The following is a 21,469-nucleotide window of genomic DNA, read 5'->3' on the forward strand; positions in this document are numbered from 1 at the left end:
ATTTCTCCGCATAACGGCTGACTGCGGGCAACAGCATTCCCTGGGAGAGAATTTCCCATCATGAACAGCAGCGAATAACGTTAGGTTAACGCCCGGCGCTTGCCGCCGGGCTTAGAGGCTAGCGCCGCTCTTTCAGGCTGGCGCCGTTGCTGTGGATCACATCGCGATACCAGTAGAAACTCTTCTTGCGACGGCGCTCGAGGCTGCCGTTGCCGGCATCGTCCCTGTCGACGTGAATGAAGCCGTAGCGCTTCGACATTTCCGCCTTCGAGGCGCTGACCAAATCGATCGGCCCCCAGCTGGTGTAGCCCATCACCTCGACGCCGTCGTCGATCGCTTCCGCCACCTGCACCAGATGGTCATTGAGGTAGTTGATGCGGTAGTCGTCGTTGATGCTGCCGTCAGCCTCGACGCGGTCTTTGGCGCCCAGCCCGTTCTCGACGATGAACAGCGGTTTCTGATAGCGGTCGTACAGCACGTTGAGCAGGTAGCGCAGCCCGATTGGGTCGATTTGCCATCCCCACTCCGAGCTGGCCAAGTGCGGGTTCGGCACCATATCGAGAATGTTGCCGCGCGCCGTCTCGTACTGCGCCGGGTCGGCGGTGACGCAGCCGCTCATGTAGTAGCTGAACGAGATGAAATCGATGGTTTCGCGCAGCGTTTGCCGATCTTCCTCGGTGATCGCCACCTGGATGCCGTTTTCACGGAAGAAACGCTGCATGTAGGCCGGGTAATAGCCGCGCGCCTGCACGTCGCCGAAGAACAGCCAGTCGCGGTTTTGCCGCTGGGTTTCCAGCAGATCTTCCGGCTTGCAGCTCAGCGGATACAGAATGCCGCCCAGCAGCATGTTGCCGATTTTGCCCTCCGGCACGATCTCGTGACAGGCCTTCACCGCTCTGGCGCTGGCTACCAGCTGATGGTGGATCGCCTGATAGATGGCGCTTTTGTCGCTCTCCTGCGGCAGGCCGACGCCGGTGAAGGGCGCGTGCAGCGACATGTTGATTTCGTTGAAGGTCAGCCAGTGTTTGACCTTGTGCTTGTAGCGTTCGAACACGGTGCGCGCATAGCGCTCGAAGAAATCGATGGTGCGCCGATCGCCCCAGCCGCCGTAGTGCTTCACCAGGCCGTAAGGCATCTCATAGTGCGACAGCGTGATCAGCGGCTGAATACCGTACTTCGCCATCTCGTCGAACAGCCGATCGTAAAACGCCAGCCCGGCTTCGTTCGGCGTCTCTTCGTCGCCCTGCGGGAAAATGCGCGTCCAGGCGATCGAGGTGCGCAGACACTTGAAGCCCATTTCGGCGAACAGCGCGATGTCCTCCGGATAGCGGTGATAGAAATCGATCGCCACATCCTTGATGCCGCTGTCGCCCGCCGTGCGCGGCGTAATGGCGCCGAAGATGCCCTGCGGCTGCAGATCGGAGGTCGACAGCCCCTTGCCGTCGGCCTGATATGCGCCTTCTACCTGGTTCGCCGCTACCGCGCCGCCCCACAGAAAATGTTGCGGAAACTTGCCGTTCATCGCTTGCTCCTCAATTAGCGTAATAAAGTCAGCAGCGGCGCCTGTTCCTGCACCGGAGACAGGCCGCTGGTCAACACGTCCACGTAGTCATCGCTGTTGCTGATGATGATCGGCGTGGTGGTGTCATAGCCGGCGGCCTGGATCGCCGCCTGGTCGAACTCGATCAGCAGATCGCCCGGGGCGACCCGCTCGCCTTCCCGCACGTGGGCGGTAAAATGCGCCCCGTCCAGCTTCACGGTATCGATGCCGACGTGGATGAGAATCTCCGCGCCGTCGTCCGATTCGATACCGATGGCGTGTTTGGTTTTGAACAGCGACGCCACGCTGCCGCTCACCGGCGCCACCACGCGCCCCTGCTGCGGCGCAATCGCCACCCCTTTCCCCAGCAGGCCGCTGGCGAAGGTCGCGTCGTTCACCTGATCCAGCGGCACGATGTCGCCGGCGATCGGGCTGAGGATGGCCTGCTTACGGTTAAGCGGCGCGGCGGCTTCAGGCTGCGCCGCGTCTTCCGCCGGCGCAACGCCGAACAGGTAGCTGGCCAGCGCGGCAAACACGAACGACAGCAGGGTGCCGCCGATCGCGCCCCATACCGTGGCGTCGATGCCGCCGCCGGGGATGATCTGCGCGAAGGTGAATACGCTCACCAGGCCGAACGAGTAGACCGAGGTATGGAAGTAGCCGATCACCGCACCGCCCAGCGCGCCGCCGATGCAGCCGAAGATGAACGGGCGTTTGTTCGGCAGCGTGACGCCGTACACCGCCGGTTCGGTGATGCCGAAAATCCCGGCGCCGATGGCCGAAGCGGACAGCGCCCGCAGCTTGGCGTCGCGGGTGCGCAGCATCACGCCCAGCGTAGCGCCGACCTGCCCCATTACCGCCGGCAACAGCAGCGGCACCATGGTGTCGCGCCCCAGCACGCTCAGGTTATTGATCATCAACGGCACCAATCCCCAATGCAGGCCGAAGATCACGCACACCTGCCACATCGCCCCCATAAAGGCACCGGCGATGATCGGGTTAAAGGCGTAAATGCTCTGATAGCCGTTGGCCAGCAGGTGGCTGAGCCAGGTCGCCGCCGGGCCGATCAGCAGGAAGGTCAACGGCACGGTGATCGCCAGGCACAGCAGCGGCGTGATGAAATTGCGCAGCGCGCTGTGGATCACCCGGTTAAACAGCGGCTCCAGGCGGCAGGACACCCAGGCCGCGAAGATGATCGGGATCACCGACGAACTGTAGTTGATGAAGGTCAGCGGAATGCCGAAGAAGTATTCGCGCACCGCCCCCGGCTGCTGCGCCGCTTCGAACGCCGCCATCATCAGCGGATGCGTCAACGCGCCGCCGATCGCCATGGTGATGAAGGGGTTGCCACCGAATTTTTTCCCGGCGGTGTAGCCGAGCATGATCGGGAAGAAGTAGAACAGCGAGTCGCTGGCGGCGAACAGCATTTTGAAGGTGCCGCCGCTCTCCAGCAGCCAGCCGCAGGCCAGGCTCAGCGCCAGGAAGCCTTTCAGGATCCCCGAAGCGGCCATCACCCCGAGCAGCGGGGTAAAGATGCCGGACACCAGATCGATAAAGCGGCTGAGCAGGTTGTCTTTTTTGCCGCCCGCGTCGTCGCCCGGCGCACCCTCGGCCAATCCGCCAACGCGGTTAACCGCGTCGAACACCTCCGCCACGTGGTTGCCCACCACCACCTGGAACTGGCCGCCGCTCTCCACCACCATGATGACGCCGGGGTTTTTCTTCAGCGCTGCCGCGTTGGCACGGTTGTCGTCACGCAGCTTGAAACGCAGGCGGGTGGCGCAGTGCACCAGGCTTTTCACATTGTCGCGGCCACCGACGCCGGCCAAAATCTCACTGGCTAATGTGTCATATTTCATACGGTTATCCTTAGACTTCGCATTCTGCCGCTCCCCTCCCCGCGCTGGCCTGGCGCTGAGGCGGAATTCGGCGCAAAAAAAAACCTAAACCTCGCGGCCTCTGCCCCATCGGGGAACAGAAACGCGAGGTTTAGGTTTTGCCTGCCGTAGCAGTAACAACCCTAAATCGGTTGAGTTATGACGTTAACACCGCGGATTTTGCCGGGGCAAGGCTTTGCGCCGGCAAATTGCCGAACTGTGATCGCTTATACAAAATGGCCTCAATGCGCGAAATAATGCATGCCGCCATCTACCGGGATCACCGCACCGGTGATATATCGCGCGAGCGGGGAACAAAGAAACGCCGCCAGATAGGCCATGTCTTCCGGTTCGCCGAAGTAGCCGATCGGGATATGTTGCGCAATGAACGCCTGGCGCGCTTCATCGCAAGCGTATAAGCGCTCACGGATCTGTTCACTGTTGATACGTCCGGGTTGCAGCGTATTGACGGTAATCCCCTGCGCAGCCACGTCGCTGGCCAATCCTTTGGCCCACAGATGCAATGCGCCCTTGGCGGCGCTGGCGGCGCTCAGGCTGCGCGGCTCCATCGATCCGCTGATGTTGATCACCCGGCCCCAGCCTTGCGCCTGCATGGCCGGCAACAGCGCCTGAGTCAATCTGCGGGCCGGCGTGAAGTTCAAAGCGAAAGCGTCATCCCAGCTACGATCGCTGTCGTTCAGCGTCGTGGGGTGAAACGCGCCTACCGCGTTGATCAGGATATCAACTGTCCCCACCTGGCGCAGCGCCTGCGCCGCCAAACGGGCTATCGCCTCAGGGTCGGTCACGTCTGCAACGATCACCTGCGGACGCACCGCCCCTTGCCGTTCCACCTCACCCGCCAAGGCCTGCAGCCGGTCACCGCGTCGTGCGGTGGCCACTACCTTGACACCTTGAGCGGCCAATACCCTGACCATGCCGGCACCGATCCCTTCGCTGGCGCCCGTGACCAATGCCGTGCGTTGCTGTAATTGCAAATTCATAAGAAACCTTAATTGAATAATTCAATTTAAGAGGAAACGTTCACACATTGAATCACGCCGTTATTCGTGTGAATATTCCCGAAAATCGCATCATTAATGTGCAGGAATTCACCGATGTTTGACTGGCAGGATTTAAAACACTTCGTGGCGCTGGCGCGCACCGGTTCGTTGTCGGCGGCAGCGCGGGAGCTGGGTTGCGATCACGCCACCGTCGGGCGACGCGTAGCGGCGCTGGAACAGGCGCTCGGCCTGCGTTTGATCGTACGACTGCCGCGCAGCACACCGTTGACCCAGGACGGACAGGCGATTGCCAGGCTGGCGGCGGAGATCGAGGCGCAAAGTCAGGCTATTGCCCGCCATGCGCGCAGCGCCGGCGCAACGCCCCAGGCCGGCGTGCGCATCAGTGCGCCGCCGTCGATCGCCGCGCATATTCTCGCGCCGCGCATTGCCGCATTTAACCAGGCTTTTCCACAGATCGTCGTCACGCTGTCAGGTGAATCGGCGCTCGCCGAGCTGGATCGCGGCGAAGCCGACATCGCCGTGCGCATGGTGCGCCCGCAGCAGCCAGAGCTGCTGACGCAGCGCATCGGCATGATGCGCTACGCGCTGTATGCCGCACCGGAGCACGCCGCACTGCCCGACGCGGCGCGCCGCTTTCTCGCCTATGACCATCACTACCAACAGCAGCCGCATCAGCAATGGCTGCAACAGCTGTTGCAGGGGCGTCCGGTGGTCTTTCAGGCCAGCGATCTGTTTTCACTGCAACAAGCGGCGCGTTCAGGGCTGGGTGCCGCCGTTTTGCCGACTTTCGTCGCCGATGGCGATCCGGATCTGGTCCCGTTGCCCACGGCCAATGCCGCGCCAACGCGCGAGCTTTGGCTGGTGACGTATCCCGATTTGGCGCGCACCGCTGCCGTGCGCGCGGTGATGAATTTCCTGGTCGAAACGCTCGGCGAAACGTGCCCATTACCGGCATAAAGCATCAGAATGACTAATATAAATACTGGACAAAAGTCACGCGGGGGATTATTACTGGTCAACACTTAATCGAGAGTAGGGATGGCAGTCATCATGGTGTTGCGTACTGATGTAGGACGGATTCTGATCACCGGCGCCGGCGGCCGGGTAGCCACAGCGTTTCGTCAGGCGGTGGGCGATCGCTACGCGCTGCGCCTGGCGGAACGCGACATCAGCCTGCTGAACGATCTGCAACCCGGCGACGAAGTCATCAGCTTCAACATCGCCGATCTCGACGCCTGCCGCGCGGCCTGCGCCAATATCGACACCGTGTTGCATCTGGCGGCCGATCCCTCCCCCGACGCCGACTTCTGCGGCTCGTTGATGGACAACAACATTCTCGGCACCTTCAATATCTTCCGCGCGGCGAAAGACGCCGGCTGCCGCCGGGTGGTGTTCGCCAGCAGTGCGCAGGCGGTGGAAGGCTATCCGCTCGACTATCAAATCCGCCCGGATGACGCGCCGAAACCGAAGAACCTGTACGGCGCCAGCAAAGCCTTCGGCGAAGGCATCGCCGCCTACTTCGCCCATCAGGAAGGGCTTTCCGCCCTGTCTGTGCGCATCGCCAACTTCACCACCCTCAGCCCGGGCGATCGGCTCAGCGCCCGCGATATGAGCGCGTTTCTCAGCCATCGCGACGCCGCCGATCTGCTGGAGCGCTGCATTCGTGTCGAAGGGGTGCAATATGCGGTGGTGCACGGGGTTTCCAATAACCGCTACACGCGTTTATCGCTGGAAGAGACCCGTCGCCTGTTGGGTTACGCCCCGCAGGACGATGCGTTCAGCCTGCTCGGCTTCGAATAGCCAAGACCGGAGAGGAAAACAACGCCGGGCAATACCCGGCGTTTTGGCATAGTTACGGTTTTTCGGCGATCTTGCGCAGATATTCGTTATTTTTAAACGCAATGATGATCATCTCGAACGCCACGCGCACGAACACGCCGCCGACGATGATGCCGAACAGGCCGCGGAAGAACTCGCCGTAGAACATCATGCCGATGCCGCTGATCAACACGCCCAACAGCGCCAGCCAGTAAACGGCGGTGATGATTTTTGGCGTCAGCATCGCGTCGAAGAAGAAGATATTTCTCATGTGGATCTTTCCTTAGGCAGGTCTTTCATTATCCCAGAGGTGCCGTGCAAGCGGCCACCATGCATATACGTGGTTAATGATAGCGGCTAAGAGTTGATGCCGAACAGATAAATGGGGGCGGGAGAGGATAAGCGTTTATGTTTTATGCGGCTAACGGCGTGCGGCGGATAAAAAACCGCCGCACGCTGTCGCTTAGCCGTTGGCGTAAACGACTTTTGCCGCGGTGCGGCTGGTGAACAACACCAATAGCAGCGCCAACCCGGCGATAATCGCCCCCATCACCGGCACGAAGCTGTAGCCCAGACCGGCGGAGACCACCGCGCCACCGGCGGCGGCGCCCAGCGCGTTGCCCAGGTTGAAAGCGCCGATGTTGACCGAAGACGACAGCCCCGGCGCTTCGCTGGCCACGCGCATCACGCGCATCTGCAGCGGCGGCACCACGGCAAAGGTCGCCGCGCCCCAAATCACCATGCTCACCGCGGCGCCGATGTCACTCCGCGCCAGCAGCGGGATCAGCAGCATGATGGCCACCAACAGCAGCAAGAAGCCCTTCAGCGTCGCGCTCTCGGAACGGTCGGCGAACTTGCCGCCGAGGTAGTTGCCGATGGAGAAACCGACGCCGATCAGCACCAGCATCACCGTCACGAACAGCGGTGTCGCCTCGGTGATGTGCTGCAATACCGGCGAAATGTAGGTATAGAGCGTGAACATCGCGCCCGCCCCCAGCACGGTCGTCAGCAACGCGGTCAGCACCTGCGGCCGCACCAGCACCGACAGCTCGCGTTTCACGTCAGGGCGCGCGCCGGCGCTGCCTTTCGGCAACGAGAACCACAGCCCCAACATGGCGATCACGCCCAGCCCGGCCGTCGCCAGGAACGACATTCGCCAGCCGATGGTTTCACCCAGCCAGGTCGCGGCAGGCACCCCGCCGATATTGGCGATGGTCAGCCCCATAAACATGGTCGCCACGGCGCTGGCCTGTTTCTCTTTCGGCACCACGCTGGCGGCCACCACCGAACCGAGGCCAAAGAAGGCGCCGTGGTTCAGGCTGGTGATGATGCGCGACAGCATCAGGGTGGTGTAATCCGGCGCGATGGCCGACAGCACGTTGCCCAGGGTAAAGATCGCCATCAGGAAAATCAGCGCGCTTCTGCGCGCCCGGTGCGACAGCAGCAGCGTCATCAGCGGCGCGCCGACCATCACGCCGACGGCGTAGGCGCTGATCAACATGCCGGCCATCGGAATGGAGACGTCCACCCCTTTGGCGATGGTCGGCAGCAAGCCCATGGGTGAGAATTCGGTGGTGCCGATGCCGAACGCCCCTACCGCCAGCGCTAACAAGGGATAATTCACTTTCATGCAACAACTCCGGTTTACCGCTGCCGAAGCGCGGGAACAGTTAAGATGCCGAAAGTATGACATTGATCACAACAAAGATAAGCAGGCGGGAGGCTAAAAGACTTTTGCAAATTTGTTAAAAGTACAGCGGGAGGGGGCATCCGTCATCCGGTGTGATCACGCGTGGCGGCCGCCCTACCGCTGCCCTTCCATCCACGCAAGAAAATCCATCATCCGGTCGGCAAAGGCAGCGTCGTTCGCCTCGCCAACCGCATGAGCCAGCAAGTACGTCATGTCAGCCTGCTGTGCCGGATAGCGCGCCAGCAGCTGCTCGGCATAGTCGGTTAACGTTGTCGGCCAGAATGCGCTGTCCTCGGCGCGCAGCATGTTGGTAGCGCGGATCAGCTTTCTGGTCGCTTCGCGCTTTAAGCGCTTCTCATCCGGCACCGGGCTTGCCTGCAGCAACTGCTCCCGATAGCGCGCCAACACGGGCCGTAAATCGGCATTGACCGCCAGCGCGATGCGCCGATCGGGCCGAAACAGCGGAAAAGCGGCGGACACGTCTTCGCCCCACAGGCAGCGGCAGTGATGCTTCAGCCAAAATCCCCAGGAATGGCAATGCTCGGGGTTCAACGCCTCCTCGACGCTGCCGATGTCAAAGTCGACCTTGCTCACGATCCGCTGCTCCAGCTGAAAAGCCTGCCGCCACGCCTCAAGGCGCTGCAACGCCTCGCTATCGGCCGGCTTGATAAGCAACAGCGTGATGTCCAGATCGGAGACGCCGGGAATGGCTTCGCCGCGCGCGACGCTGCCGTAGAGGTAAATGCTGTGGATGAGCGCCGGGAATTGGCGCGGTAGCTCTGTCGTCAGCGCCTCCAGCAGCGGGATAAAAGCCTGCTGCAGCGGAAAGGCCGTCACCGTAGGAATCAAGCCCACCTCATGCCCTCCCGCTACGCACTTTGCCCGAGCGCATTTCGATGTTCCGCTGCAGTTCGCGCAGCCCGCCGGCCAGGAAGCAGGCTTCCGCCAGCACGAACAGCGGGCCGATGATAAGGCCCGTCACATCGTCCATAAACGCCGGTTTTCTCCCCTCCCAGAAATGCCCGACAAACTGAAACAGCCAGCCGATGACGAAGCCGCCGAAACCGACGCTCAGCCACGCCGCCGTCGACAGCGACGCCACCCAGGCACCGAACCCGAGGCACAGCAGCAGCAACGCCAGCATCATGGCGCCAAGGCGCAGGCTCAGCCGCAGGTAATAGAGGGCCGCGACGATCACCACCGCGCAGGCCGGCGAAAACGGCAGCCCTCCCGTGCCCCAAGCCGGCCGGGAAAGCAGCGCCAGCAGGCTGACGACGATCAGCGGAATGCCGATAAAATGCGTGGCAATATTGCGCGCATCGCGGTGATAGGCGGCATAAGCGGCAAGTTGATCTTCCAGACTTCGCATGTTGACCTCCGGTATGTACGGCCTTCGTCGCCGAACGCACGCCGCCGCATGCGGCTGCCCTTACCCATAGCTTAGCGCGGGATCACCAAGACCGGTTGGCCAATCTCATCCAGCAGGCCGCGCGTGACGGAGGCGTTCAGCCAGCGCCCCAACGAAGACAGGTGGCGGTGCGAGATGATCAGCAAATCGCAGTTGAACAACGCCATCTGGTCCGGGATCACCTCGATGGGCGCCCCCGCAGCCAGCAGGCCCTGGGCGTTGAAACCCATCTGTTTCAACGCCCGCGTCACCTGCCCGACCTGCTTTTCCGCCAGCGCCTCTTCGCGCTGGGCGGCGGGATATTCTTCGCGCTCGTCGCTGTCGAAACGCAGGCCGCTGCGGCTGAGCGTGAAGGCATTGTCTACCACCGTCAGTACGATCACGCCGCCGATGCTGCCTTGCAGACGCGCCATAAAATCCAGCGCGTTGCCGCTGTGTTCAAAGCAGTCCACCGCCAATAACACTCTCTCAATCATAACCATCCTCATTCACCCGAGTTACATCGCGCCCTTGAAATTAGCTTCGCCCTTTTTCCAATAACCTTTGGCAAACAAGGCGGCGCGGGAGATGCCCATTTCGTTGATAAAACGCGCCTTCAGATACGCGGCGACCTGGTGTTCGCAGGCCAGCCACACCTGCCCTTCCCCGGCCGGCAGTTCGCAGTGGCTGACGGCCTGCACCAGCGGGCTGTTCATCACGCTGTCGAAATGCCGGGTGCGTATTTGCCAGCTGTTCATCTGCAAAAAGGAGCAATCGACATCCTGAATCTCCTGCGCATCGCCCACTTCGGCGAACCACAGCACCGGCAGCGGGGTAGACAGCGAGGCGAGGATAGTGCGCATGGCGGGCAGCGCGGTCTCATCGCCCAGCAACAGTAGCCAGCGAGTTTGCGGCAACAGCCGGAAGCCGCCGGAGCAAGGGCCGGCAAACCCCAGCTTGTCGCCCGGCATCGCGTCGCGCGCCCAGTTCGACGCCGGGCCTTCGCCGTGCAGCACCATATCGATATCGAAAGTGCGGGCGAGTTTGTCGATGCCGCTCAGGGTGTAGGCCCGCCCGGCCAGCGTGTCGCGCCACGGGAAGAACACCTTGATCCAACTGGCCGGCTCCTGCGCGCGCGGGTCGGCGATAAACTTATCCACATCGTCACCGCTCAACGTGATGCGGCGGATCCGGGTGGTGACTTGCCGCACGGCGCTCACCCTGGCCTCGCGTTTACGGCGGGTATCCCTTTCCAGCATCTCGTCGACAATCTTATTCAGCGTGTTGTGCATCAGCCTTCTCCTGTGTCGCCGCAGACGGGTAGGTGTGTTCCCAACCGCCGCCCAGCGCTCGATAGATATTCACCACGGCGATCGCCGTCTCCTCCTGTGAAACAATTTGCGCGGACTGCAGATCCAGCAGCGCGCGCTGCGTGCTCAGAACGTGGATAAAATCGCTGGCGCCGTTCAGATAGCTGTCGCGCGCCAGCGCAAACGCGTGTCGGTTGGCGGCCAGCGCCTCGGCCAGGTGCGTCTGGCGGCGCTGCTGGGCGCGGTAACCGGAAAGCGCGTCGTCGATCTCATGCCAAGCGCGCAGCACCGTTTGCTGGTAGGCGATGGCCATTTCCTGCTGCCGGTATTCGCTCAGGCGCACCCGCTGGGTGATTTTCCCCCCGTCGAACAGCGGCAGATACAGGGCGGGGCCGATGGCGAAGGTATGCGTGGACCAGCTGCCCATATCCGCCAGCGCCAATGCCTGGTAGCCCGCGTTGCCGGTCAGCGTGATGCGCGGATAGTAGTCGGCGGTGGCGACGCCAATCTCGGCGGTCGCCTGATGCAAACGCTCCGCCGCTTCGCGAATATCCGGCCTGCGCAGCGCCAGATCCGACGGCACGCCCATCGGCACCGCGCGCGCCAGCACCGGCAGCGGCCCCGTCGGCGACAACATCGCTTTCAGCGCGCCCGGCCGCTCGCCCAACAGCAGGCTGATGGCGTTGATCAAGCGTTCCTGTCGATCGAACAGCGTCGGCAGCAGGGCATCTACCTGCGCCAACTGCACCTGCGCCTGATCGATATCCAGTTCGTTGCCCGCGCCGCTTTGATAACGGCTTTGCGTCAGCTGCAGCGTGCGCAGCGCCGTGGCGCGGTTTTCCTGCGCCACCGCCAGCTGCTGCTGCGTGGCGCGCAGACGCAGATAGTCGCTCGCCACCTCCGCCGTCACCGACGTCAGCAGCGCGCGCCGATTCTCCTGCGAAGCGGCGAAGCCGGCGCGCGCGCTTTCCGATGCGCGACGCAGCTTGCCCCACATGTCCAGCTCCCAGGTGGCGCTGAATCCGCCGCGCCAAAGGTTATAATCCGCCTCTCCGCCGTTGCCGGACGGATCCATGCTGCCCACCGAGGTGGCGCGCTGGCGCTGATAGGCGCCGTCCAGGCTCAGATCCGGCATCAGCGCCGCCTCGGTCACGCCCAGCAGTGCGCGGCTTTGCTGCATGCGCGCCGTGGCGAGCTGCAGATCCAGGTTGCCGGCCGCCGCGCGCTGCACCAGTTGCGTCAGCGACGCATCGTTGAATATCGACCACCAGGCCACCGGCAGCGCCCCGCCACCGGCCTGCTGACCCCAGCTCTCGGGCAGCGCGTTCTGCGGCCGAGCGTAGTCCGGCCCTACCGCCTGGCAGCCGCTCAGCGCAATCAACAGCAGCGGGATCACGGCCCTGTTCATTGCACGCCTCCGTCCAGCGTATTGATGCTGACGTCTGCGGACATGCCGACGCGCAGGGCGCTCAGCAAGGCGGCATGCTCTTTATTGATATCGAACACAATCTTCACCGGGATGCGCTGAACAATCTTGGTGAAGTTGCCGGTGGCGTTCTCCGGCGCCACGGCCGCGAAGCTGACGCCGGAAGCCGGCGCAATGCTGTCCACCTGCCCTTTCAGCGTTTGGCCGGGAAAGGTATCGATATGGATGTCTACCGACTGCCCGTGCGCAATTTTTTCCAGCTGGGTTTCCTGGTAGTTGGCGATGATGTAAAGCTTGTCCTGCGGCACGATGGCCAGCAGCGCATCGCCCGGTTTGACGAACTCCCCGACCCGCAGGCTTTTCTTGCCGACCACGCCGCCGATCGGCGCGGTGATGCGGGTATAAGACAGGTTCAGTTCAGCCATCGCTTTCTTCGCCTGCGCCAACATCAGCTCGGCATCGCTGTCCGCCAGCTTGGCTTGTAGCACCTGCTCCATGTTTCGCGCCGCTTTGAGCGTCGCCTCCGCCTGCGCCACATTGGCGGAAAGCGTGTGCACCCGCGTTGTCGCCTGCTGCGCTGCCTGCTGCGAACCCGCGCCGCTGCTGGCCATTCTCTGGTAGCGGTTCTGCTCTTGGCGTGCAAACGCCAGCTCCGCCTGCGCCGCCTGCCGCTCCGCCTGCGCGGCGGCGATCAGCGCGCTCTGGCGGGTGAGGTTAGCCCTAGCGTCGTCCTGCCGGGCGCGGGCCGATTGCTCCTGCGCCGTCGCCTGCGCCAGGGCAACGTTGAATTCACGCGGGTCGATCACCGCCAGCAATTCCCCCTGTTTGACCCACTGGTTGTCCCTGACCAACACCTGCGCAATTTCACCGGCAATCTGCGGAGAAATACGCGAGATATCGGCGCGAATATAGGCGTCGTTGGTATTCTGCTGTGTCTCTTTAATAAAAAACTTATTGATTAATAATCCCAGCGTAATGACGGTAACCGCCAATACGGCGACTTTCTTGTTAGCCATAAAAGTGACTCCACTTAATATTTATTTCTGATGATAAAATGTCAGGCGGCGACCGAACGCGGCGGATAAATACGGGTCGGCATAAATAAAATCAGCGCGGTCAGTAATAACGCCAGGCCGGCAACCAACAGATAAAGATCGGCGCTGGCCAGCACGTGGCCCTGCCGAGCGGCAAGCTGCGCCAGCTGCTCCGCCGACCCCGATGCGCGGCTGTAGGCCGAGCCAAAACCGTCGGCGATCGTGCCGGCGTGATAGTCCCCACGCTGTCGGCTGAGCAGCGCGATGGCGCCGCCGGCCGCGGTGGCGGCGAAACCCTTCACCGCGTTGAACCAGGCCGCCGCAAACGGCCCGTCGGTCGGCAACAGCCCACCGGTCGCCTGCATCAGCAACGGGATGATCGCCATCGGTTGAGCGACCGCCTGCAACAGCGCGATAACGCGAAACGTGTCGCCGTTCCATTCCGGCGTCAGCTGGGCGGCCAGCACGCAGGCGGTGACCATCAACAGCAGGCTGATCGCCAGCACCCAGCGGCAATCCACCCGCGGCGTATTGCATATCATGGCAACAATCGGCAGCGTAATTAATTGCGGCAACGCCACCCACAGCATTAAGTCGGAAGTTTGTTCCTGACGATAGCCCTGAATCGCGGATAAATATCCCGACGTGATATTGACCAGCGACACCATAATTAACAGCACGCCACCCAGCGTAATTAAGGAGAAGGACAAATTCCTTTTACTTAATAGCTGCAAATTGAAAAAAGGCAGCGGGTGATACCATTCGTTAATCAGAAATAACGCCAATAATCCGCCGCCACCCAATAATAAAACGTAGATCAGCGGCGAGTTCAGCCAATCGAGGCGCTCCCCCTGTGAAATGCCCACCGTCAGCATGCCGAGCGCCACGCCGCCGAGCAGCAGGCCGCGCCAGTTGAACTGCCGCAGGCGCTCCAGCCGCAGCGGATCCTGCGGCAGACCGTAGCCGATGCACACAGCGGCGATCGCCATCAGCGGCAGGTTCCAGTAGAAGTACCCGCTCCAGCCCCAGTGAAAGGCGAAGGCGGCGGCGGTGGCGCCCAACGTGGCGCTCCAGGCGGAGACCCAGCCGTAGGCACCCAGCCCCAGCACCTTGATCAGCGGCGGCATAAAACGCAGCACCACCGTCATCAGCATCGGCGGCAACGCGCCGCCGGCGAAGCCCTGCAGGCTGCGCACCGCCAGCAGCACGCCATACTGTTCTCCCAGCCAGGGCGTCAGCAGCCCACCGGCCAGGTAAATGCCGCACATCGTCAGCGCCACCCGGCGCAGTGAAAAGGTCGGCCAAAAACAGGGCGTGAACCCGGAACCGATCACAAAGCCGGTGACGTAACAGGTGGTCAGCCAACTGCCGGCATCGAAGCTCAGCAGCATGCCGCCCTGTATATCCGCCAGCGCGAACTTGCTGGCGTTTTCCCCCACGCCGCTGGCCATCACCGCCAAAAACACGCCGAACAACCCCAGCCAGGTGCGGCCGTTGATTTCGCCGGCGCTGGCGAGCCATCGATTTTTGTGGTGCGGCGTAACAGACACCTCAACCATTCCCCACTCCTGCTGTTTCAGCCTCAATCTTTGTTGTCGTGGGCAGTATCCGGGCTTATTTCGATTGTTTAAAATGAAATGATGTAATTAACTAGTTGCACAAAACGCAATCCATTGAGCGCACCACCACCGGAGAGGCCATGCCACAAAAAATTGATTTCAACCTGATCTATGCGCTGAATCTGCTGCTGGAAGAAGGCAGCGTGAGCGGCGCCGCCGAGAAGATGAATCTGAGCGCGCCGGCGATGAGCCGCATTCTGGGGCGCATCCGCCGGCAGTTCGACGATCCGATCATGGTCAGGGCCGGCAAGCATCTGGTGCCGACGCCGCGCGCGCTGGAGTTGAAACGCCAGCTCGGCGATATCATCGAACAGGCCGCCGCGCTGATCGCGCCGAATGAATCCTTCGAGCCCGGCAAGCTGACCCGAACCTTCACCATTCGCGCCAACGACATCTTTATCGGCGCGCTGGCAGGCGGCTTGCTGGAAACGCTGCGGGACATGGCGCCGTTAAGCGGCCTGAAGTTTATCGCCGAAAGCGACGGCGAAGATGACGCGCTGCGCAGCGGCAAGGTGGATCTGGTGATCGGTTCCTCACGCGACTGGCACCCGGAAATTAAGACGCAGAGCCTGTTCACCAGCACCTTTCAGGCGCTGGTGCGCCCTGGTCACCCGATCATCGGCCAGGTAACGCCCGAAACCCTGACCCATTACCCGCATATCAGCGTTTCTCGCCGCGGACGTACGCAGGGGCCGATCGACGACGCGCTGCGCGATCTTGGCCTGCAGCGCAACGTCGCCCTGACCCTACCGGGCTTCCATTCGGCGATGATGCTGACCATGAAATCAGACTTTATCCTGCCGCTGCCGCGCCACGTGCTGCAGGGAGTAAGCAACATCCACCTGCCGTTGGCGGAGATCGAGCTGCCGCTCGAGCTGGAATCGGTGTTTATCGTGCAGGCCTGGCATCCGCGCCTCGATCGCGACCCGGCACACCGCTGGCTGCGGCAGACCATCAAGCAGTTCTTTTTGCAAAGGGAGTGAGGGGGTTAGGTGTTGGGGACTTATAGCAAATCGCATTTCAGATATATTATGCTGTTACTAAAATAGCCGCTTAGCTAAATTAGGAAGACATTTCGTATAGTAACCACTAATCATTTACCAACTCAATGAATTTCATATCAATAACACCATGTACTTATCATAGACTAGATAGCTGTTAACAACTTGAAAAAATCATAAGAATAATAAAAAATCAACAAAACGTAACAGTCACAATGAGGAAAAAATATGAGTAACGCACTATCTATCACTGAATTATTTACTGACGAAAGTTTCAAGTCAACTATTGAAATATTTGCAAGCATCCTTGGAATATTAGGGAGTATATTCGCGGCAGGAATGATAATACTTAAATATTTAAACAAACCATTAAACGGCGAATCTGAATACTTGAGTAAAGCAGGCATCCCCAATTGGACAATTAGATTGTTCTCCATATCTATTCCTCTAAAAAAAACACCCCAGAACACGTTCATTGATAAAATACTGTCTGGCTTTATTATTTTTTCAGTGACCATTGGGCTTTTATTTGTTTTTCACATGCACATACAAACATTGCGCATTCAAAATGGGTGGACTCTTTTGACGTTAAAAACAACAAATGAAAGCTTCTTTATCACCAACCATTCCGCCAAGGAATCATCTTTGTTTTCCCGTCACCCTTGGTCTATTGACAAAAAACAATGCATTGGAAATAGCAATCAACTAAAAAGAATAAAAAACATCTCTCCAGAGTTGTCATCATTGATTTGCGAAATATTTAATGATGAAAAAAACCAGATTGAACTAAATAAATACATAGATGAAGTAAAAAAAGACAAGATAATTATATACCCAATACTGACCATCATAGAAATCATTCTTTTCTGGTTAATAATCAGTATTTCTCTTACTCTTTCCCTTAAGAGAAAAGTAAGGAACTACATCATCAAACAACAAGAAAGAGCGTATTACTATATCACATAATCGCTTAGATTAAATATTGCGACTTTTCTGGCGCCCCCCTCCTCTTGAACCTGTAAGTAAGACTTACAGGTTGCGTTTTGTTCAAGTTCCGCTTCTTCGTAGATCGCTTTGATGTGTTGCGTAATCGCCTGGGGAGTCACTTGATAAAGATTCGCGATGGTCGCCTGGGGCAACCACAGCGTTTCTTGCTCAAGACGACATTCAACGCGCACTTCGCCATCATCGCTGGCAAACATAACAAACTCACCTGCCGGTGATTGGGTTAAGTGTTTGTCTGCCATGTCACCTCCGCTTTAATCTGACTTACAACGCTGTAATTCGCTTAGTATGCCAGAGAAGCTCATCGAAGCTCATTACTCGAACAACGGTTATTTTCTCAAAAAAATGTCTGCGAGGTGATTCGCTTGGATAGGATTTTTTTGAACTCAAGAAAGTGTGGGAAACAATAATTTGGCGGAAGATCACAGGAGTCCACATTGAATCATAACTATATGATTTAAAATTGGTTAAATATTTTCACTATATTTAATTATACATTTTCATATACACATCTTACCTGCTGTGGGGTGTTAATGACTTGCTAACACCCCCTAATCAGCTACTTGAAGTCAAATAAATCCATATTTAAGCCAATCATAGAAAGAGATTAATTTTCTGAAGAAATATTTATTATTAGAAGATATAAGTCTATCATAATTTTCTCGGATGAATTGCGCAATAAACTCAGCATCAGGCTCAGGATGTAATGGGGCCAGTGATAAAAATGCGGATTCACTTGCTGCATCGTAAAAATCATTAAATGTCATACCCTGATACTTAACGAAGTCTCTGGCCTTTCTGCTCGCGAAGACATCTGGAAAATCTCTTTGGATATATTGGTCTAGCTTTAAGCCAGATTTCTTATAATCCTCTAATGTTCCTATATTCATTTTTGATAGATATTTGAATACTGGGATGAACTTGTAGTTATATTGTGTTACAGTGATTGTTAGGATTTTCTCAGGTGAGAAGTTCTTATTATTTAATGCGACGTCCTCGAATAAATCTTGCACGGTTATAGCCCTATAACCAGTATCTCCTAGCTTTCCAATAACACCTATCCCAAAGACGATCTCAATATCCTTTTTATCTTTTATGTTATCGTAGTCAACTACAGCTATCTTATTCTGTGGGTCTTGACTTTGGACTATTTCGTACACTTGTTCTTTACAAAATCTAAGCACACGTGCCGGTAATTTTCGTTCGAAATTATGAATGGCTTGATAAACCAATGAAAAATTCTTTGTCTTAACTATTTTGACTGGAACCTGAACGTCATTAAAATGAAGATATGACGTCTCGATTACGGCCCCTGTAGCAGGTTCATCTTTATCAATAAATATTAGATTACTTCTTAATTTTTCTAACTTTTCCGTGCCAATGCATAATGATATTGATTTAAGTAATGCGCGAATATTTTCATCTGTTATTGAATATCCAATGAATACAACAGGGTGCTCAACAAAAATTGTTATTAACTTAGAGGCCAGATAAGCATTTTTACTATTATAATCTCTATAGTCAGCGTCAGTAAGAATCATTGATTCAGGCTTTGAACCACATCCATGTATTTTATATATTTCACCAATGCTATAGGTGTTTGAAAAAAGTAGTTCCTCTTGACCAATGTACGTTGTGTAGTCAGGGAATAAATGTTCAATCAAAAGATCCCAGTTTGTAGTAATTATCCCGTCAACATCACAGGATTTTAGTATTTCAAGTTCATCGTTAAGATCAAGATCTTCTTTTCGATCTTCTGTTTTTTCTACTAGATACCTACTTATTTCTATTCTTAAAGGAGATGATTTATCTTTGACTATATTTGAATGCTTTTCTCTGCTTTCTTTATAGTTGTCGCTACTCCACCATAGGTCATGGAAATCTTCTGCGATTAATAATGCAGAACGTGCTATGTCACCGTTCGCGCTGCTTTTATAGTATTCATACGGCTTACCCATAACACAAAATTTATTGAGTAAACCTTGCCAGTCTTCAAGCCCCATATATCTTCTGGAAAAGCCTGAACCTAGAAACAAGAATGGTCCCGAAGCTCTGTTTATAAATAATTGGTTAAGTTCATTTTCAATATCCATGTGTATTCACCTTAAATATAAACAAAGACACACTAACTGACGAACATTATCTATGTTGAACGATTATCCTTAATTTGTACTTTTTTACAATGATATCCCTCTTAGCTTATGTAGCTTTTGGTCTGGATGATTTCTCAGAATGGGAAAAAAGATTTAAGTAAAAAGTGTTCACACTGTTCACTTTTGATTTTAATCATTTTAAATCAGGTAGTTATACGGTGAAGAGCTAAGGGCTGCGTGTACACTTGTGTTCATATGAAGTGATCACTCCGGGCTGAAACGTAAAAAAACCGGCCTGAGCCGGTTCGTTTACTGCGGGGTTTACTGACTACACGCGGGCAGCCAGTCGGCCTCGCTGTCCTCGTGCAGCGTGAGATTGGTCTGGACGCCGTTATTGGTCCTGCGCTTCAGCAGGGTGCGCTCATACTCTTTCAGCGTCTGCGGAACCGCCTGGCCGAACGCGGTCAGGCTCAGCGGGTGCTGATGGCCGCGTGACTCCATAAACGACAGGTAGGCATGATAGAGGTAACGCTTCGGGTTCAGCGGGCGGATATTGGCGTTACCCATAAACAGGCCGGTCGCGGTGCTTATCGGCATCAGGTAGGCGCAGAAATCAACCAGCGGGTCAGCCTGGCGTTTGATCTCCAGCGCCTCGCCGGACGACTGCTGCGCCTGTAACAGCGCGCGGGCCTCCTCCGGCTGACTGAAGCGCTGCATCAGGTGGCGCACGATAACGGCCAGTTCGGTGCTGATTTTGTCCAGCAGCTGCGGGTCACGCTCCTTTGCCGGTATCACCTCCGGGAACGTCAGGATTACCCGGCGGCGCGACACGCCGCCGCTGCGGTCGCTGAAGCGCATCGGGTTGTTGTTCACCGCCAGAATCACCGCCGGGATGTGTGCCGAGTAGGCGTCACGGTATTTCGGGTCGATTGCCACCGCATCGCCGCCGGTAATCGCCTTGATGCCCGCGCCGTCGCCGCTCCATTTCTCCTGGTCAGGCAGGATAATCAGCGAGAAGCCCACCACACTGGCGCGTTCGCGCGAAGATTCCAGCGTGTCGATTGTGGCGGACGTTGTGTTATCGCGGCCAGCGAGCAGCGTGGCGATCGAGGCTAATACGCTTTTTCCGCTTCCACCGGGGCCGGTCACCTCAAGAAACATCTGCCAGTCGTAGCGGTTTGCCAGCACCATAAATAACGCCGCGAGGATGCGCTCCTGCTTGTCGTGATTATGTCCGGCTGCCCGCGTTAACCAGTGCCAGAAAGCCGGGGCGTGGTCTGCGAGGTTCTCACCTGGACGCGGGGCGGTGTAGTCCACGCTGTTGACGGTGCGCAGCCAGTGCTCGCGGCGATGCGGGCTGAACGTGCCGGTAGCGGTATCAAACACGCCGTTACGGAAGCCAATCAGGCGGCGGGACGGTTCGCCCATTTGCGGCACCATCAGCTTGAGCGTGTCCAGCACGCTGCCGATACCGGCAGCGGAGAACGGGGCACGCACTTTCTGAAACAGCGCGGCGATTTCCCGGCGCAGCGTCTTCGTCTCTATCACCTGCCATGCGCCGTTCTCATAGCGGCAGATTTCCTCCCCGACCGGCGGCACGGCCAGCGCCTCTCCGTAATGGGCGACCAGCAGCTCAGCTTTCTGGCTGGCGCTCATTGCTTTCAGGTCAGCCTCGCTGACGGATTCAAACGGGCTGAGCGGCTGCGGCTGCGTGAAGTCGGTGAGCTGCGCCAGCGTGGCGAAATCGCCCTGCGCCTGCCACACGTCGTTCCAGTCACCCGCAACCGGCGGCAGGGCGGCTTTCCCGCCACAGGCTTTAGCCGCTTCCTCTGCCTTTAACTGGCCGGTGCCGTTGTCGTCACGGTCGGCAGCAATCAGCATCATCGCATCAGGATGTGAATCACGCAGCCGTTTCGCCAGCGCGGGCAGGTTGTTGGCGCTCAGCGCCACGTAAACCGCCTGGCCGGTCAGCCGGTGCACGGTCAGGCCGGTGGCATATCCTTCAGTGAGCCACAGCGTTTTGCCGTCCGGCTCGCCTGCCAGCCAGTAGGTGCCTTTTACCTGCCCGCCGGGCAGGGTGCGCTTGTCGCCTGCGGCGCTGATGAGCTGCACGTTAACGGCCGTGCCGTCTTCACCGGTCAGCGGGATAAGTACATCCCCGGCGGCAAAGCGGATGCCGCCACAGCGCAGCGCATCAGAAAGCGTCAGCGCCTGCGTGCCGTGCAGCCCTTTCGCTGAAAGGTAGGCGTTGTCCGTGCGGCTGACGGCGGCGGCGATGAGTACCTGCGCCCGTGCGGCGGCATCGGCCTGCGCGCGGGTTCGGTCGGTGGCTTCATCAGGCATCACCGGGGCGGACTCCGGCAGCGTGCCGAGCATCCCGGCCACCTTCACGGCAGCCTCTTTAGCACTGACGTCAAGCGCCTTTTCCACCAGGTTGAGGCCGTCACCGGCCCCGCACTGGTTACACAGCCAGGTTCCGCGACCGCCCTGATTGTCAAAGCGGAAGCGGTCTTTGCCGCCACAAACCGGGCAGGCACCGTGTCGCCCCCCGGCGTGCACGCTGATGCCGAGGGCGGGCAGAAGCTGCGGCCACAGTCCGGTGGCCGCCTTTACGGTGGCAGAGACGATATGTTTCATGTGCGCATCC

Annotated in this window: 18 protein-coding genes and 1 pseudogene; 4 read left to right on the forward strand and 15 right to left on the reverse strand. The window is 58.1% G+C overall.

The features are described from left to right. Positions 1–118: 118 nt before the first annotated feature. The 3 genes from ACJ8HT_RS18230 to ACJ8HT_RS18240 form a co-directional block, all read right to left on the reverse strand. Positions 119–1,522 (reverse strand): glycoside hydrolase family 1 protein, encoded by a 1,404-nt coding sequence (locus ACJ8HT_RS18230; protein ID WP_197653138.1) that lies wholly within the window; start codon positions 1,520–1,522, stop codon positions 119–121. A 14-nt stretch (positions 1,523–1,536) separates the two neighbouring features. After that, the gene (bglF, locus tag ACJ8HT_RS18235; protein ID WP_197653139.1) at positions 1,537–3,399 is read right to left on the reverse strand and encodes a PTS beta-glucoside transporter subunit IIABC; all 1,863 of its coding nucleotides are present in this window, start codon (positions 3,397–3,399) and stop codon (positions 1,537–1,539) included. Between the two features lie 260 nt (positions 3,400–3,659). Beyond that, positions 3,660–4,418, reverse strand: a complete 759-nt coding sequence (locus ACJ8HT_RS18240) for an SDR family NAD(P)-dependent oxidoreductase (protein ID WP_100396595.1) — start codon at positions 4,416–4,418, stop codon at positions 3,660–3,662. A 114-nt stretch (positions 4,419–4,532) separates the two neighbouring features. On the opposite strand from ACJ8HT_RS18240, the gene ACJ8HT_RS18245 reads away from it, so the two are divergent. Together ACJ8HT_RS18245 and ACJ8HT_RS18250 are read left to right on the forward strand one after the other, a co-directional pair. Further along, complete coding sequence (locus ACJ8HT_RS18245; protein WP_197653140.1) at positions 4,533–5,396, forward strand: LysR family transcriptional regulator; 864 nt, start codon at positions 4,533–4,535, stop codon at positions 5,394–5,396. A gap of 93 nt (positions 5,397–5,489) precedes the next feature. Next, complete coding sequence (locus ACJ8HT_RS18250) at positions 5,490–6,239, forward strand: NAD-dependent epimerase/dehydratase family protein (RefSeq protein ID WP_197653179.1); 750 nt, start codon at positions 5,490–5,492, stop codon at positions 6,237–6,239. Between the two features lie 52 nt (positions 6,240–6,291). Here ACJ8HT_RS18250 and ACJ8HT_RS18255 read toward each other — a convergent pair whose 3' ends face one another. The 9 genes from ACJ8HT_RS18255 to ACJ8HT_RS18295 form a co-directional block, all read right to left on the reverse strand. Beyond that, complete coding sequence (locus ACJ8HT_RS18255; protein WP_019452598.1) at positions 6,292–6,528, reverse strand: DUF4282 domain-containing protein; 237 nt, start codon at positions 6,526–6,528, stop codon at positions 6,292–6,294. Positions 6,529–6,720: 192 nt separating this feature from the next. After that, complete coding sequence (locus ACJ8HT_RS18260; RefSeq protein WP_039568202.1) at positions 6,721–7,887, reverse strand: MFS transporter; 1,167 nt, start codon at positions 7,885–7,887, stop codon at positions 6,721–6,723. A gap of 174 nt (positions 7,888–8,061) precedes the next feature. Then, positions 8,062–8,802 carry a nucleotidyltransferase domain-containing protein gene (locus ACJ8HT_RS18265; protein WP_197653141.1) on the reverse strand — a complete coding sequence of 247 codons (741 nt, stop codon included), beginning with the start codon at positions 8,800–8,802 and terminating at the stop codon, positions 8,062–8,064. A gap of 1 nt (position 8,803) precedes the next feature. Next, positions 8,804–9,316 carry an Mpo1 family 2-hydroxy fatty acid dioxygenase gene (locus ACJ8HT_RS18270; protein ID WP_194571376.1) on the reverse strand — a complete coding sequence of 171 codons (513 nt, stop codon included), beginning with the start codon at positions 9,314–9,316 and terminating at the stop codon, positions 8,804–8,806. A gap of 71 nt (positions 9,317–9,387) precedes the next feature. Continuing rightward, entirely contained in the window at positions 9,388–9,831 is a 444-nt protein-coding gene (locus ACJ8HT_RS18275; protein ID WP_060423462.1) for a universal stress protein, read from the reverse strand. A gap of 21 nt (positions 9,832–9,852) precedes the next feature. After that, a complete protein-coding gene (locus ACJ8HT_RS18280; protein WP_194571374.1) occupies positions 9,853–10,626 on the reverse strand; it encodes a siderophore-interacting protein in 774 nt (257 codons plus the stop codon). Continuing rightward, positions 10,607–12,052: an efflux transporter outer membrane subunit gene (locus ACJ8HT_RS18285; protein WP_197653142.1), complete on the reverse strand. Its 1,446-nt coding sequence runs from the start codon at positions 12,050–12,052 to the stop codon at positions 10,607–10,609. Before ACJ8HT_RS18285 ends, ACJ8HT_RS18280 begins: the two co-directional genes overlap by 20 nt. Beyond that, on the reverse strand, positions 12,049–13,086 hold the full coding sequence (locus ACJ8HT_RS18290; RefSeq protein WP_197819189.1) for an HlyD family secretion protein: 1,038 nt from the start codon (positions 13,084–13,086) through the stop codon (positions 12,049–12,051). The genes ACJ8HT_RS18285 and ACJ8HT_RS18290 overlap by 4 nt, the downstream gene beginning before the upstream one ends. Before the next feature lie 41 nt (positions 13,087–13,127). Then, a complete protein-coding gene (locus ACJ8HT_RS18295; protein ID WP_197653144.1) occupies positions 13,128–14,663 on the reverse strand; it encodes an MFS transporter in 1,536 nt (511 codons plus the stop codon). A gap of 140 nt (positions 14,664–14,803) precedes the next feature. Between ACJ8HT_RS18295 and ACJ8HT_RS18300 the strand changes: the two genes are divergently transcribed. Both ACJ8HT_RS18300 and ACJ8HT_RS18305 read left to right on the forward strand, forming a co-directional pair. Beyond that, complete coding sequence (locus tag ACJ8HT_RS18300; RefSeq protein ID WP_060419961.1) at positions 14,804–15,706, forward strand: LysR family transcriptional regulator; 903 nt, start codon at positions 14,804–14,806, stop codon at positions 15,704–15,706. Positions 15,707–15,952: 246 nt separating this feature from the next. Further along, the gene (locus tag ACJ8HT_RS18305) at positions 15,953–16,690 is read left to right on the forward strand and encodes a DUF6216 family protein (RefSeq protein WP_159318811.1); all 738 of its coding nucleotides are present in this window, start codon (positions 15,953–15,955) and stop codon (positions 16,688–16,690) included. Positions 16,691–16,725: 35 nt separating this feature from the next. On the opposite strand, the pseudogene ACJ8HT_RS18310 reads toward ACJ8HT_RS18305, so the two are convergent. The 3 genes and pseudogenes from ACJ8HT_RS18310 to ACJ8HT_RS18320 all read right to left on the reverse strand — a co-directional run. Beyond that, positions 16,726–16,971: pseudogene (locus ACJ8HT_RS18310) on the reverse strand (hydroxyacid dehydrogenase); the annotation flags it as partial. A 327-nt stretch (positions 16,972–17,298) separates the two neighbouring features. Then, the gene (locus ACJ8HT_RS18315) at positions 17,299–18,822 is read right to left on the reverse strand and encodes an SIR2 family protein (RefSeq protein ID WP_197653145.1); all 1,524 of its coding nucleotides are present in this window, start codon (positions 18,820–18,822) and stop codon (positions 17,299–17,301) included. A gap of 321 nt (positions 18,823–19,143) precedes the next feature. Further along, a complete protein-coding gene (locus ACJ8HT_RS18320) occupies positions 19,144–21,459 on the reverse strand; it encodes a primase-helicase zinc-binding domain-containing protein (RefSeq protein WP_197653146.1) in 2,316 nt (771 codons plus the stop codon). Between the last annotated feature and the right edge of the window lie 10 nt (positions 21,460–21,469).

Source organism: Serratia sp. CY44782, from assembly GCF_052168715.1.
GTDB classification, from domain to species: Bacteria; Pseudomonadota; Gammaproteobacteria; order Enterobacterales; family Enterobacteriaceae; genus Serratia; species Serratia nevei.